Genomic DNA, 12,758 nt, shown 5'->3' on the forward strand with positions numbered 1-12,758 from the left:
CCCACCCTGCTCACCCACCTTCCTCCCCATCCGCACACCAGAAAGGCGGACCGGTCATGACCCGGGTGCTCGTGGTCGACGACGAGCCGCAGATCGTACGCCCCCTCGTGATCAACCTGAAGGCGCGCAAGTACGAGGTGGACTCGGCCCACGACGGGGCCACCGCCCTCGAACTGGCCGTCGCCCGCCATCCCGACGTCGTCGTGCTCGACCTCGGGCTGCCCGACATGGACGGCGTCGAGGTCATCCGCGGCCTGCGCGGCTGGACGCGTGTCCCGATCCTCGTGCTGTCGGCGCGCCACTCCTCCGACGAGAAGGTCGCCGCCCTGGACGCGGGCGCCGACGACTACGTCACCAAGCCCTTCGGCATGGACGAGCTGCTCGCCCGGCTGCGCGCCGCCGTCCGCCGCGCCGAGCCCTCCGGCGGCGACGACGGCCTGGCCACCGTGGAGACCGAGTCCTTCACGGTCGACCTGGCCGCCCGCAAAGTGCGCAGGGAGGGCCGGGACGTGCGGCTGACCCCGACCGAGTGGCACCTGCTGGAGGTGCTGGTGCGCAACACCGGCCGCCTGGTCGGGCAGAAGCAGCTCCTCCAGGAGGTCTGGGGCCCCTCCTACGGGACCGAGACCAACTACCTGCGCGTCTACATGGCCCAGCTGCGGCGGAAGCTGGAGGCGGACCCCTCCCACCCGAGGCACTTCGTCACCGAACCGGGCATGGGCTACCGCTTCGAACGCTGATCCGGGATCGCTCCGGCATTGCTGCGCCGGGGAGGGGGGCCGGTAGGCTTTCCGTATGAACGCAACACCCCGTTCGCAGCGGGCCGCGCAGGACGGCAGGGGGGCGAAACCCGCGGGCCGCTTCCGTCGCATGCTCGACCGGCTGGCCTCCTCCCAGCAGGACATCGAGTCGGCGGAGCTCCTTCAGGACACGCAGGCCACGGGGTGCACGCCCATCTGCGACTGCGGGGACCGCCAGATCGTCCGGGTGACTGGTACGTTGCGCACGGTGACCCTGCGTCCGCGGGCCGGAGTGCCCGCGCTGGAAGCCGAGATGTTCGACGGCACGGCGCCGCTGGACGTCGTCTGGCTCGGCCGCCGCTCCATCGCGGGCATCGAACCGGGCCGCCGCCTCATCGCCTCGGGCCGGATCTCGATGAGCCACGGCCGGCGGGTGCTGTTCAATCCCAAATACGAACTCCGACCACTCGGACAGGAGTAGCCGGTGACGTCCCTCGACAAGCCGACCCCCCCGCCCCCCGACCACCAGCAGCAGGACCCGGCCGGTGCCACGGCCTCCGGGACCGACTCCAAGGCGGTCACGGAGGCGGCGCTGTTCGAGGCGTTCGGCGGCGTGCGCGGCATGGTGGAGACGGTCCTGCCGGGCCTGCTCTTCGTGACGATCTACACCGTCAACAAGGACCTGCACAGCTCGGCGATCGCCGCACTCGCGGTCTCCCTGGTCCTGGTCGCCGTCCGGCTGCTGCGCCGCGACACCGTCAAGCACGCCTTCAGCGGCGTCTTCGGCGTCGCCTTCGGTGTGGTCTTCGCGATGATGACCGGAAACGCCAAGGACTTCTACCTCCCCGGCATGCTCTACACCCTCGGCCTCGCGCTGGCGTACATCGTCACCGCCGTGGCGGGCGTGCCGCTGATCGGGCTGATCCTCGGGCCGGTCTTCAAGGAGAACCTCTCCTGGCGGACCCGCAACCCCGGCCGCAAGCGCGCCTACACCCGCGCCAGCTGGGCCTGGGGCCTGATCCTCCTCGCCAAGTGCGCCATCCTCTTCCCGCTGTACTGGTGGGCCGACACGACCCAGCTCGGCTGGGTGCTGGTGGCACTGAAGATCCCACCGTTCCTGCTCGCCGTATGGCTGACCTGGGTCTTCCTGGCCAAGGCACCGCCGCCGATCGACGTGTTCGCCGAGATGGAGGCGGAGGAGCGGGCGGAGAAGGAGCGCAAGGCGGCCGCCGCCCGCGACGCCTCCCCCTGAGCCCGGCCGGGGTCCCCCCGGCACCCCGGACGTACGGAGGGCGGAACCGGTGCGGTTCCGCCCTCTGCGCTCCGTGCGCCCGGCCCGGTGCCCCGCCGGGCCCCGTGCGCGCGCCTCCCGCGGCCGGTTCAGCCCTCGCGGCGCACCGACAGCAGCTCCTCCAGCTGCTCCTCGCGCGCCTGGGCCGCCACGAACAGCAGCTCGTCCCCGTCCTCCAGGGTCTCCTCGGGGCTCGGGGTGAGGACCCGCGAACCGCGGATGATCGTCACCAGCGAGGTGTCGTCCGGCCAGGCCACGTCCCCGACCCGGGTGCCCGAGACGGCGGACTCCGGCGGCAGCGTCAGCTCCACCAGGTTGGCGTCGCCGTGGCTGAACCGGAGCAGGCGCACCAGGTCGCCGACGCTCACCGCCTCCTCGACCAGCGCCGACATCAGGCGCGGCGTGGACACCGCGACGTCCACCCCCCAGGCCTCGTTGAAGAGCCACTCGTTCTTGGGGTTGTTGACCCGCGCGACGACCCGGGGCACCGCGTACTCCGTCTTGGCCAGCAGCGAGACCACCAGGTTGACCTTGTCGTCACCGGTCGCGGCGATGACCACGTTGCAGCGCTGGAGGGCCGCCTCGTCCAGCGAGGTGATCTCGCACGCATCGGCCAGCAGCCACTCGGCCTGCGGCACCCGCTCCACCGAGATGGCGGTCGGGGCCTTGTCGATCAGCAGGACCTCATGGCCGTTCTCCAGCAGCTCGCCCGCGATGGAGCGCCCCACCGCGCCGGCGCCCGCGATTGCGACGCGCATCAGTGACCACCCTCCTCGGGCCCCTCGGCGAAGGCCTCCTCGACCTTCGCGATGTCGTCCGTCCGCATCATCACGTGCACCAGGTCGCCCTCCTGGAGCACGGTCTGCGAGGTCGGCAGCACCGCCTCGCCCAGCCGGGTGAGGAAGGCCACCCGCACCCCCGTCTCCTCCTGGAGACGGCTGATCTTGTGCCCGATCCAGGCCGGGGAGGTGTGCACCTCGGCGAGCTGCACACCGCCGCTCGGGTCCCGCCACAGCGGCTCGGCACCCGAGGGCAGCAGCCGCCGCAGCATCTGGTCCGCCGTCCAGCGGACCGTCGCCACGGTCGGGATGCCGAGGCGCTGGTAGACCTCGGCCCGGCGGGGGTCGTAGATCCGCGCGGCCACGTTCTCGATGCCGAACATCTCCCGTGCCACCCGCGCCGCGATGATGTTCGAGTTGTCGCCGCTGCTGACCGCCGCGAAGGCGCCGGCCTCCTCGATCCCCGCCTCGCGCAGGGTGTCCTGGTCGAAGCCGACGCCGGTGACACGGCGGCCGCCGAAGCCCGACCCCAGGCGGCGGAAGGCCGTCGGGTCGCGGTCGACGACCGCGACCGTGTGCCCCTGCTGCTCCAGGGTCTGGGCGAGAGCGGCTCCCACTCGCCCGCACCCCATGATGACGATGTGCACGACCGTCCTTCCGGCTGACTCGGTCCCATGACGTGATCCGTCCGACGCGATCCGTCATGCTGTCAAGGCCCTACAGGGTCTCAGACCACGGACCCAGCTAAGCACGCGCGGTCCTACCGCGGACTGCGCGTGTTGGACAGACGTCATTCCGTCAAAGCGCAACAGGATTCTGTTAAGGCCAGGGTGGTGAGTGGGCCCGGCGGATTTCGAGCGCTTACGATCCTCCCCGTGTCCAAACTGACCGACCTGCCCAAACGGATTCTGATCGGCCGGGCGCTGCGCAGCGACAGGCTGGGGGAGACGCTCCTCCCGAAGCGCATCGCACTCCCCGTCTTCGCCTCCGACCCGCTGTCCTCCGTGGCGTACGCACCGGGCGAAGTCCTGCTGGTCCTGTCCATCGCGGGTGTGTCGGCCTACCACTTCAGCCCCTGGATCGCCGCGGCCGTCGTGGTGCTGATGTTCACCGTCGTCGCCTCGTACCGCCAGAACGTCCGCGCCTACCCCAGCGGCGGCGGCGACTACGAGGTGGCCAACACCAACCTCGGGCCCAAGGCCGGACTCACCGTCGCCAGCGCCCTGCTGGTCGACTACGTGCTCACCGTCGCCGTCTCGATCTCCGCGGGCGTGGAGAACCTCGGCTCGGCCATCCCCTTCGTCGTCGAGCACAAGACCTTCAGCGCCACCGCGATAATCGTGCTGCTGACGCTGATGAACCTGCGCGGCGTCAAGGAGTCCGGAAAGCTCTTCGCCATCCCGACCTACGTCTTCGTCGGCGGCGTCTTCCTCATGCTCGCCTGGGGCGCGTTCAAGGGCCTCGTCCTCGGCGACACCCTGCAGGCCCCCACCGCCGACTACGAGATCAAGCCCGAGCACCCGGGGCTCGCCGGCTTCGCCCTCGTCTTCCTGCTGCTGCGCGCCTTCTCCTCCGGCTGCGCGGCCCTGACCGGCGTCGAGGCCATCAGCAACGGCGTCCCCGCCTTCCGCAAGCCCAAGAGCCGCAACGCCGCCAACACGCTCGCCCTCATGGGCGCCCTCGCCGTCACCATGTTCTGCGGCATCATCGCCCTCGCCATGGCCAGCGACGTCAAGATGGCCGAGTACCCGGCCAAGGACCTCTACCGCGACGGCGCGCCGGTCGGGCCCGACTATGTGCAGCACCCCGTGATCTCCCAGGTCGCGGCGGCCGTCTTCGGCGACGGGACCTTCTTCTTCGTCCTCCTGGCCGCCGCCACCGCCCTGGTGCTGTTCCTCGCCGCCAACACCGCGTACAACGGCTTCCCGCTGCTCGGCTCGATCCTGGCCCAGGACCGCTACCTGCCCCGCCAGCTCCACACCCGCGGAGACCGGCTCGCCTTCTCCAACGGCATCGTGCTCCTCGCGGGCGCCGCCGTCCTGCTGGTGTGGATCTACGGCGCGGACTCCACCCGCCTGATCCAGCTCTACATCGTCGGCGTCTTCGTCTCCTTCACGCTCAGCCAGACCGGCATGGTGCGGCACTGGAACCGCCTCCTGGCCGCCGAGCGGAACAAGGCCAAGCGCCGCCACATGATCCGCTCGCGCGCCATCAACGCCTTCGGAGCCTTCTTCACCGGGCTGGTCCTCGTCGTCGTGCTCGTCACCAAGTTCACCCACGGAGCCTGGGTCGCCCTGCTCGGCATGGTGATCTTCTTCGGCACCATGACCGCCATCCGCAGGCACTACGACCGGGTCGCCGAGGAGATCTCCGCGCCCGAGGAGCCCGCCGACGACACCGTGCGCCCCTCCCGGGTCCACTCGATCGTGCTGGTCTCCAAGGTCCACCGGCCCACCCTGCGGGCGGTCTCCTACGCCCGGCTGATGCGCTCCGACCGGCTGGAGGCGCTCAGCGTCAACGTCGACCCGGACGAGACGCGCGCCCTCCAGGCGGAGTGGGAGCGCCGGGGCATCAACGTCCCGCTGAAGATCCTCGACTCGCCCTACCGCGAGATCACCCGGCCCGTGATCGAGTACGTCAGGAGCCTGCGCCGCGAGAGCCCCCGCGACGCGGTCAGCGTGATCATCCCGGAGTACGTGGTCGGCCACTGGTACGAACACCTGCTCCACAACCAGAGCGCCCTGCGCCTGAAGGGGCGGCTGCTGTTCACCCCGGGCGTCATGGTCACCTCCGTGCCCTACCAGCTGGAGTCCTCCGAGGCGGCCAAGCGCCGGGCGCGCAAGCGCCAGGACTGGAGCGCGCCGGGCGCGGTGCGCCGCGGGCCGGTGGACCGGCGGACCAAGGAGCCCAGCGGCAAGGGCTGACGCGGGGCGGCCGGCGGCCCGGGCCGGGGCCGCGGGGAGGCCGACCGCCCCGGCCCGGCGCCCGCGGGGCGGTCGGGAGCACGCCCGCGCCGACGTACACTGGACGGTCGTTGTCCGGCCGCCCGCCCCCGCCCCCTGGAGTCACCCCGCCATGCAGAACGCACCCGAGACGTCGCTGGTCGGGACCGAGTACGAGGTCGAGGTCGGCCCGGTCGCCCACGGCGGCCACTGCGTCGCCCGCACCGAGGGCGGCCGGGTGCTCTTCGTCCGCCACGCCCTGCCGGGCGAGCGGGTCGTCGCCCGCGTCACCGAGGGCGGCGAGGACTCCCGCTTCCTGCGCGCCGACGCCGTGACCGTGCTGGAGGCGAGCAAGGACCGGGTCGAGGCACCCTGCCCCTACTCCGGCCCGGGCAGGTGCGGCGGCTGCGACTGGCAGCACGCCAAGCCCGGTGCGCAGCGCCGCCTCAAGGGCGAGGTGATCGCCGAGCAGCTGCAGCGGCTCGCCGGGCTCACCCCGGAGCAGGCGGGCTGGGACGGCACCGTCATGCCCGCTCCCGGGGACAAGCTCCCCGCGGGCGAGGTACCGGCCTGGCGCACCCGCGTCCAGTACGCCGTCGACCCCGAGGGCCGCGCCGGGCTGCGCAAGCACCGCTCGCACGAGGTCCAGCCGGTCGACCACTGCATGATCGCCGCCCCCGGGGTGACCGAACTCGGCATCGAGAAGCAGGACTGGCCGCAGATGGCGACCGTCGAGGCCATCGCCGCGACCGGCTCCCACGACCGCCAGGTGGTGCTCACCCCGCGCCCCGGCGGGCGCCTGCCGCTGGTGGAGCTCGACAGGCCGGTGTCCGTGCTGCGCGTCGAGGAGCGCGACGGCTCGGTCCACCGGGTCCACGGCCGCGCCTTCGTCCGGGAGCGGGCCGACGACCGCACCTACCGGGTCGGGATGGGCGGCTTCTGGCAGGTCCACCCCGGGGCCGCCGACCTGCTGGTGAAGGCCGTGATGCAGGGGCTGCTGCCGCGCAAGGGGGACATGGCGCTCGACCTCTACTGCGGGGTGGGCCTCTTCGCCGGGGCCCTCGCGGACCGGGTGGGGGACAAGGGCGCGGTGCTGGGCATCGAGTCGGGCAAGCGCGCGGTGGAGGACGCCCGGCACAACCTCCAGGACTTCGACCGGGTCCGCATCGAGCAGGGCAAGGTGGAGTCGGTGCTGCCCCGGACGGGCATCACCGAGGCCGACATCGTCGTCCTGGACCCGCCGCGCGCAGGGGCGGGCAAGCAGACGGTGCGCCACCTCGCCTCCCTGGGCGCCCGCCGCATCGCCTACGTCGCCTGCGACCCGGCCGCCCTCGCCCGCGACCTGGCCTACTTCCACGAGTCGGGCTACCGCCCGCGCACGCTGCGGGCGTTCGACCTGTTCCCGATGACGCATCACGTGGAGTGCGTGGCGATCCTTGAGCCTGCTGAGAAGGGCCGCTGACCTGGCGTTTCTCCGAGTGTGCGCTATGGGCGTTACGTGCGTTAGGTGCGATATCTTGACGCGTATTCGACGCACGTGACGCACGTTTGACGCACGTTTGACGCACGGATGGCGCGGTTTCTGGTGGGTCGTCATGCGTGATTGGTGACCGCCGGATGGAGTCCTCAGCTGTGTGGTCGGAGGCACCCTGAAGTGGCTGGGGCATTGGCTGCCGAGCTGTTGGCTCCCCCTGCCCCATCGGCTTCTCGCTAATGACGTTCCGTGACACTGGGTGGGGTGTCCGGTCCGTGCTGTGTCAGGGGCCGCACGGGCTCCAGTGCCCGAGAAAGGGCCTGAGATCGTCGGCTCGTGGTTCGGGGATGTCGGGCAGCCGGGGCGGTGTGTTCAGCGGGTTCAGATGCTCCACGCGTGCTGCCGCCCAGTCGATCCATGTTTCGGCTTCGGTCCTGGTCTGGCCTGGGGGCATGGTCTCGACCCGGGTGCGTACGGCGCTCACGTACTCCGCGAGTCGGTTGGCGTGGCGCCATGCGGCTTCCTGTGCCTCGAAGTGCCTGACGCGATATGCCTCGGCGTACTGGACGCGCGCTTCATGATGGCGGCTTCCCAGTGGATGCGCTTCTGACGGGCTGCTTCGATCTCGTCGAGACCTCTGCGTTCGGCGGCTTCGCCGCGAAGCGTGACCTCTTGCGCGATCTGGCCTCGGTTAAGGGCCGTCCCCTAAATGATCTCCAAGTCGCCGCGGGCGTCATCGGTGGTCATGCGCTCCGCTTGCCTTCTCGGTGAGGGCAAGGTTGTGGCGTTGTTTCGTCGGCCGCGGCCGCGGCCGGGGGGCGTCGCCGTAGACGGACTCAGTAAGCCTCTCGGTTCACCACGGGATCAGGCTCATGCCCCGCTCGACCCACTCCGCGAAGAACACGGGTCGACCGGCCCACCTCAGGGGGAGGATCTGGTCGCAGGTGGCACGGCCGTCGAACCACATCTCGCCGCGGTGAGGGCCCGTGACAACGAGGAGAGTGGAGAAGTCGCAGCCGCCCTCCTGGATGTACACCGCGCCGGCCGTCTTCCTTTCCTCCAGCACCCCGCACTCGTCGTCCCACGCCTCCCAGGCCTCCGTGTCCTCGCGGGGCGGCTCGCGCTCGTCGAGGTCGTCGTCGGCGGCGCGGTAGGAGTCGGGGTGCGGGAAGGGTTGGGTGAGCAGGTCGTGGTTGGTGTGGGTGTCGCCGTACCAGCCCCGGCCCCGGGGGCCGCGCCACAGCCGGTTGAACCCCCTTTCGGGGTTTCCCCGCCGCAGGAGGTGCTTGCGCTACTCGGACGGAAACGTGATCCCGAGCTCCTCCTCCGCCTCCCGGAGGTCCGTCTCGGTCAGCCTCCGCTCCAGCGGAAAGCCGTCCCGTCGCATGATGTCCGGGTCAAAGAACCCGGAGCGACGGCCGCCCACGAGGCAGAGGTACTCCGCCCTCCAGCCGATCTTCATGCCGTGAGGTTGGACGCCGTGCGCGAGGGCGGACGCTCCGGCCTGGCCCAGCACGTTCGCCAGGGCCCTGCAGTGGGCCTCTCCGTGCGGACGGCCCTGAGCGCGAGAACCGGTCGACGCCCCTGAGGCGGCCGGGGTCCGGCCGACGCGGCCCTCGCTCTCCGGCCCCCGCCATGCCCTCCGAGAAGTGATCCGGGTCCCTTCTGTCACAGGGGGTGGTGGTCCGGTGTCTTGTGTCCGATCGCCTGAATGCTGAGGAGGAAGCCATGCCTGACAGGAACGGCACGAAGCACCACGTCGTGGTTCTCGGCGCCGGTTACGCCGGGGCCTACGTCGCCGGGACCCTGGCGCGGCGCCTGGCACCGTCGGATGCCGAGATCACCGTGGTGAACGCCGAGCCGGACTTCGTGCAGCGGCTGCGGCTGCACCAGCTCGCGGCCGGCCAGGAGATCGAGGCCCCTCAGCTCGCCGACGTCTTCGCGGGGACCGGGATCCGGCTCCGCCTGGGCCGGGTCACCGACATCGACCCCGCCCAGCGTGTCGCCCTCGTGGCCGGCACCGACGGTGGCGGTGAGGTCGGCTACGACACGCTCGTCTACGCGCTGGGCAGTCACGGCGCCGACCATGGCGTCCCCGGTGCCGCGGAGCACGCCTTCGACGTCGCCGCCCGGCCCTCCGCGCTGCGGCTGCGTGACCGCCTGGACGGTCTGGAGGCGCGGGGCGAGGGCGGGAAGGTGGTCGTCGTCGGCGACGGGCTGACCGGGATCGAGACCGCCACCGAGATCGCCGAGTCCCGGCCGGGCCTGTCGGTGACACTGATCGCCCGCGGCGCGTTGGCCACTCCGCTCTCCGCCGGAGCCCGCGACCACCTGCGACGGGCCTGCGACCGGTTCGGCATCACCGTCCTGGAGCACGCCGGCGTGGAAGGCGTCGAAGCGACGCGGGTGCTCTGCGCGGACGGCACCGTCCTGCCCTCCGACGCGACCGTGTGGACGGCCGGGTTCGCGGTCGCCCCGATCGCCGGCGCCGCCGGCCTAGAGGTGACCGACGACGGCCGGATCGTCGTGGACCGCACCATGCGCTCGGTGTCGCACCCGAACGTGTACGCCGTCGGCGACAGCGCCCACGCCCTCGGTGACAACGGCCTTCCCCTTCCCATGTCCTGCGCCTCGGCCGGCTACACCGGCCGACAGGCGACGGCCGCGATCGTGGCCCGCCTGACCGGCGGCAAGGTCAAGCAGACCGGGCTGGAGTACGTGGGCAACCACATCAGCCTCGGGCGGTGTGACGGCATCCTGCAGATGGTCGACCACGACGCCCAGGCCAAGCCCAAGTACCTGGGCGGCCGCAAAGCCGCGCGGATCAAGGCCGGCATCCTCGCCATGTCGCTGTGGACCACATCCCACCCCACCTTCGGCCTCCCCACCCGACAGCAGCGCCTGACCGGGTTGCCGGAATCGAACGACCAGACGGCGGCCCGACCGGCAGGAAACGGAGAAGCCGCCCGTGGCTGAAACGTCCCGCCCTACAAGCCACAAGTGAGGCCCTGAGATGACCGACGACACCACCGCCCTGGCGACGCAGGCGTTCATCGCCCACCGGAACCTGCTGTTCACCGTCGCCTACGAGATGCTCGGCTCGGCGGCCGACGCCGAGGACGTCCTCCAGGAGACCTGGCTGCGCTGGGCCACCGTAGACCTCGGGCGGGTGAGCGACCCGCGGGCCTACCTCGTGCGGATCTCGACGCGGCAGGCACTCAACCGGCTGCGCACCGTGAAGCGACGCCGCGAGGCCTACGTCGGCCAGTGGCTGCCCGAGCCGCTGATCACCACACCGGACGTGACCGAGGACGTTGAACTCGCCGAGAGCATGTCGATGGCGATGATGCTCGTCATGGAAACCCTCGCTCCCACCGAGCGGGCGGTGTTCGTGCTGCGCGAGGTCTTCGAGGTCGGCTACGACGAGATCGCACAGGCCGTCGACAAGAGCCCCGACGCGGTCCGCCAGATCGCGCACCGCGCCCGCAAGCACGTCGGAGCCCGCCGCCCCCGCACCACGGCATCGGCCGGCGAGGCCCAGGCAGCCCTGGAGTCGTTCCGGCGCGCCATCGAGACCGGCAACCCGCAGGACCTCCTCGACGTCCTCGCCCCCGACGTCGTGCTGCTCAGCGACGGGGGCGGCCTGAAGAAGGCGGCGCTGCACCCGGTCGTCGGCGCCGAGAAGATCGTCCGCTTCTACCTCGGTGGCACCGCCAAACTCCAGGCCACCGTCACGTGGGAACCCACCGTCGTCAACGGCAGCCCCGCGCTCGCCGCCTACCTGGACGGCGTACTCGACGGCGTCATGGCCGTCCGTGTCGAGAACACCCGCATCGCCGGCCTCTACTTCGTCCGCAACCCCGAAAAGCTCGCCCGCCTCGACTCCGAGACCCCGCTCACCCGCCAGGCCCTGTCATAGGACCGGAGACCCCGGCGCCTCGCCGACCGCAGCACATGACGAAAGGAAAGACCGCGCCATGCCCCGACAGGCGACCACCACCACGGCCCGCGGCGACACCTTCCTCAGGACCGCGGCAGCCCTGCAGACCCTGGCCCTGTTCTTCCAGGCGTCCACCGCCGGCCTGCTGCTGACCTCGTCCCGCGCCTACACGCTGCACGACTACGGATCGAAGGTGATGTACGGGGCCGCCATGCTGTACGTGCTCGCCACGGTCCTGGCCTGGCGCCCCGGCGGCGGATCCCCCCGCCCCGTGCTGTACTCGACCGGCTTCCTCGTGCTCGCCTCCGCACAGGTCGCGCTGGGCGTCGCCCACGTGGCATCGCTGCACGTCCCCCTGGGCGTGCTGATGTGCGCCCTCAGCGTCCTCGCCCTCGTCCGCGCGCTCTCCTCCGGCTCGACGCTGCGCCCGGCCACCGGCTCGTAGCCGCCGAGGAGACGGGGCCTGCGGCGAACTCGTCGGGCGGGCACGACCTGCACGCCGCTCGGTCGGCTGCCCCAGCCCGGCATCGCATCGCCACCGCCGGCGTCGCCCGCGCGACGACCGGTCCGCTCAGACAATCCCCGAAGGGACGCATCACGCCATGCCCACTCGCTTTTCACTCTCCGCTGCCACCGCGGTCCTGATCGCCGCTCTCGCGCTGGCCGGACCCGCTGCCGCCGCGTCGGCCACGCCGGTCGCCGCCGACGTCTTCACCCTGAGCGTCGGCCGGATCGGAGCCTCTCTCTCCGCGTTGACCGGCCTGATCGGCTCGGTATGCGGAGGCATAGCCCTGACACGCACCACCGGCAAGGGTCGCGCCGCCGCCTGGGCCAGACGGAACGGACCGGTGACCGCCCTCGTGACGGGCCTGATCGCCGCAGCCGTCGGCGGGACGGTCGCCGCCACAGCCAAGGGTGGTCTCGGCACCGGCAACGGACTCGGCGGAGCCTACGTCGCCGTGCTCCTGGGCCTGATCGCTGTCATCCTCGGCTGGCTGGCCCGCATCCGTTCCCACCAGATCCGCTGCGTGGGCGACAGCCGCGCCGACTGAAGCACCGCCGAGACGGAGTGAACCTCCGGTGCGTCACCGACCCGGACGGAAACCTGCTGTGGATCTTGCCAGCGCTGCCGGGCCGCCCCACGACCTGACCGCAGCCCGCGCCCACCGCATCATCCGGATCTGAGAACGCCAGGGGGTCCCCATCCCCGCCGACCGCGCCTCCACGGCGCCGGCTCCTGGGTCACCACCGGACTCGAACGGCCACTCGGCGGGAAACCCACCATGACCCAGCGCACCGTCAACCGGGCACTCGCCCAGGCAGGCGACCCGGTCGAGCGCACCCAGGCGACCCGGTCGAGCGCACCATGGCACGGCTGAAATCCTGGCAGATCGGCCGCAGACTCCGCATGAGCCCCAACCGCGTGACCGTCATCGCCAAAGCCGTCCTCACCATGGAGAAGGCAACGCGGAAAACGCTCACTGCTGGTCATGACCCTCGTTCGACGCCCCGGGCGCCACCACGCGGTACCGCGAGCCGAAGAACGACCTCTGAGCCGGCCCCTTCCGAGACACGCGCAGGCCGACATCCTT

Annotated in this window: 13 protein-coding genes and 1 pseudogene; 10 read left to right on the plus strand and 4 right to left on the minus strand. The window is 71.4% G+C overall.

Annotation, left to right across the window (positions count from 1 at the left end):
- Positions 1-56 precede the first annotated feature (56 nt).
- Genes ACGF15_RS11050 through ACGF15_RS11060 form a run of 3 tightly spaced genes read left to right on the plus strand, consistent with a single transcriptional unit; the run spans position 57 to position 1,992 of the window.
- Positions 57-740 carry a response regulator gene (locus ACGF15_RS11050; RefSeq protein ID WP_345613893.1) on the plus strand — a complete coding sequence of 228 codons (684 nt, stop codon included), beginning with the start codon at positions 57-59 and terminating at the stop codon, positions 738-740.
- A gap of 55 nt (positions 741-795) precedes the next feature.
- Positions 796-1,221, plus strand: coding sequence for an OB-fold nucleic acid binding domain-containing protein (locus tag ACGF15_RS11055; protein WP_345613894.1), 426 nt, complete (start codon positions 796-798; stop codon positions 1,219-1,221).
- Positions 1,222-1,224: 3 nt separating this feature from the next.
- A complete protein-coding gene (locus ACGF15_RS11060) occupies positions 1,225-1,992 on the plus strand; it encodes a DUF3159 domain-containing protein (protein ID WP_345613895.1) in 768 nt (255 codons plus the stop codon).
- Positions 1,993-2,120: 128 nt separating this feature from the next.
- Here ACGF15_RS11060 and ACGF15_RS11065 read toward each other — a convergent pair whose 3' ends face one another.
- Both ACGF15_RS11065 and ACGF15_RS11070 read right to left on the minus strand, forming a co-directional pair.
- A complete protein-coding gene (locus tag ACGF15_RS11065) occupies positions 2,121-2,789 on the minus strand; it encodes a TrkA family potassium uptake protein (RefSeq protein WP_345613896.1) in 669 nt (222 codons plus the stop codon).
- The gene (locus tag ACGF15_RS11070; protein ID WP_256525674.1) at positions 2,789-3,457 is read right to left on the minus strand and encodes a TrkA family potassium uptake protein; all 669 of its coding nucleotides are present in this window, start codon (positions 3,455-3,457) and stop codon (positions 2,789-2,791) included. The genes ACGF15_RS11065 and ACGF15_RS11070 overlap by 1 nt, the downstream gene beginning before the upstream one ends.
- A gap of 228 nt (positions 3,458-3,685) precedes the next feature.
- On the opposite strand from ACGF15_RS11070, the gene ACGF15_RS11075 reads away from it, so the two are divergent.
- The 3 genes from ACGF15_RS11075 (at position 3,686) to ACGF15_RS11085 (ending at position 7,997) form a co-directional block, all read left to right on the plus strand.
- Positions 3,686-5,734: an APC family permease gene (locus ACGF15_RS11075; RefSeq protein WP_345613897.1), complete on the plus strand. Its 2,049-nt coding sequence runs from the start codon at positions 3,686-3,688 to the stop codon at positions 5,732-5,734.
- Positions 5,735-5,885: 151 nt separating this feature from the next.
- On the plus strand, positions 5,886-7,214 hold the full coding sequence (locus tag ACGF15_RS11080) for a class I SAM-dependent RNA methyltransferase (protein ID WP_362605597.1): 1,329 nt from the start codon (positions 5,886-5,888) through the stop codon (positions 7,212-7,214).
- 606 nt (positions 7,215-7,820) lie between these two features.
- A complete protein-coding gene (locus tag ACGF15_RS11085; RefSeq protein ID WP_392797876.1) occupies positions 7,821-7,997 on the plus strand; it encodes a hypothetical protein in 177 nt (58 codons plus the stop codon).
- 82 nt (positions 7,998-8,079) lie between these two features.
- Here the strand turns inward: ACGF15_RS11085 and ACGF15_RS11090 are convergent, their stop codons facing one another.
- Positions 8,080-8,292: a hypothetical protein gene (locus ACGF15_RS11090; RefSeq protein WP_392797879.1), complete on the minus strand. Its 213-nt coding sequence runs from the start codon at positions 8,290-8,292 to the stop codon at positions 8,080-8,082.
- A gap of 225 nt (positions 8,293-8,517) precedes the next feature.
- Positions 8,518-8,688 (minus strand): hypothetical protein, encoded by a 171-nt coding sequence (locus tag ACGF15_RS11095; protein ID WP_392797882.1) that lies wholly within the window; start codon positions 8,686-8,688, stop codon positions 8,518-8,520.
- 266 nt (positions 8,689-8,954) lie between these two features.
- On the opposite strand from ACGF15_RS11095, the gene ACGF15_RS11100 reads away from it, so the two are divergent.
- The 4 genes and pseudogenes from ACGF15_RS11100 to ACGF15_RS11115 form a co-directional block, all read left to right on the plus strand.
- Complete coding sequence (locus ACGF15_RS11100) at positions 8,955-10,202, plus strand: NAD(P)/FAD-dependent oxidoreductase (RefSeq protein ID WP_392797885.1); 1,248 nt, start codon at positions 8,955-8,957, stop codon at positions 10,200-10,202.
- Positions 10,203-10,239: 37 nt separating this feature from the next.
- Positions 10,240-11,145, plus strand: a complete 906-nt coding sequence (locus ACGF15_RS11105) for an RNA polymerase sigma-70 factor (protein WP_345613902.1) — start codon at positions 10,240-10,242, stop codon at positions 11,143-11,145.
- Between the two features lie 58 nt (positions 11,146-11,203).
- Complete coding sequence (locus ACGF15_RS11110) at positions 11,204-11,611, plus strand: hypothetical protein (protein WP_392797888.1); 408 nt, start codon at positions 11,204-11,206, stop codon at positions 11,609-11,611.
- A gap of 157 nt (positions 11,612-11,768) precedes the next feature.
- Positions 11,769-12,628: pseudogene (locus tag ACGF15_RS11115) on the plus strand (DUF6223 family protein); the annotation flags it as partial.
- Positions 12,629-12,758 lie beyond the last annotated feature (130 nt).

This window comes from Streptomyces sp. NPDC048001, assembly GCF_043203115.1.
GTDB classification, from domain to species: Bacteria; Actinomycetota; Actinomycetes; order Streptomycetales; family Streptomycetaceae; genus Streptomyces; species Streptomyces sanyensis.

Coding starts and splice junctions, on each gene's coding strand:
- ACGF15_RS11050 (WP_345613893.1), top strand. CDS start 57: ATGACCCGGGTGCTCGTGGTCGACGACGAGCCGCAGATCGTACGCCCC.
- ACGF15_RS11055 (WP_345613894.1), top strand. CDS start 796: ATGAACGCAACACCCCGTTCGCAGCGGGCCGCGCAGGACGGCAGGGGG.
- ACGF15_RS11065 (WP_345613896.1), bottom strand. CDS start 2,789: ATGCGCGTCGCAATCGCGGGCGCCGGCGCGGTGGGGCGCTCCATCGCG.
- ACGF15_RS11080 (WP_362605597.1), top strand. CDS start 5,886: ATGCAGAACGCACCCGAGACGTCGCTGGTCGGGACCGAGTACGAGGTC.
- ACGF15_RS11095 (WP_392797882.1), bottom strand. CDS start 8,688: ATGAAGATCGGCTGGAGGGCGGAGTACCTCTGCCTCGTGGGCGGCCGT.
- ACGF15_RS11100 (WP_392797885.1), top strand. CDS start 8,955: ATGCCTGACAGGAACGGCACGAAGCACCACGTCGTGGTTCTCGGCGCC.
- ACGF15_RS11105 (WP_345613902.1), top strand. CDS start 10,240: ATGACCGACGACACCACCGCCCTGGCGACGCAGGCGTTCATCGCCCAC.
- ACGF15_RS11110 (WP_392797888.1), top strand. CDS start 11,204: ATGCCCCGACAGGCGACCACCACCACGGCCCGCGGCGACACCTTCCTC.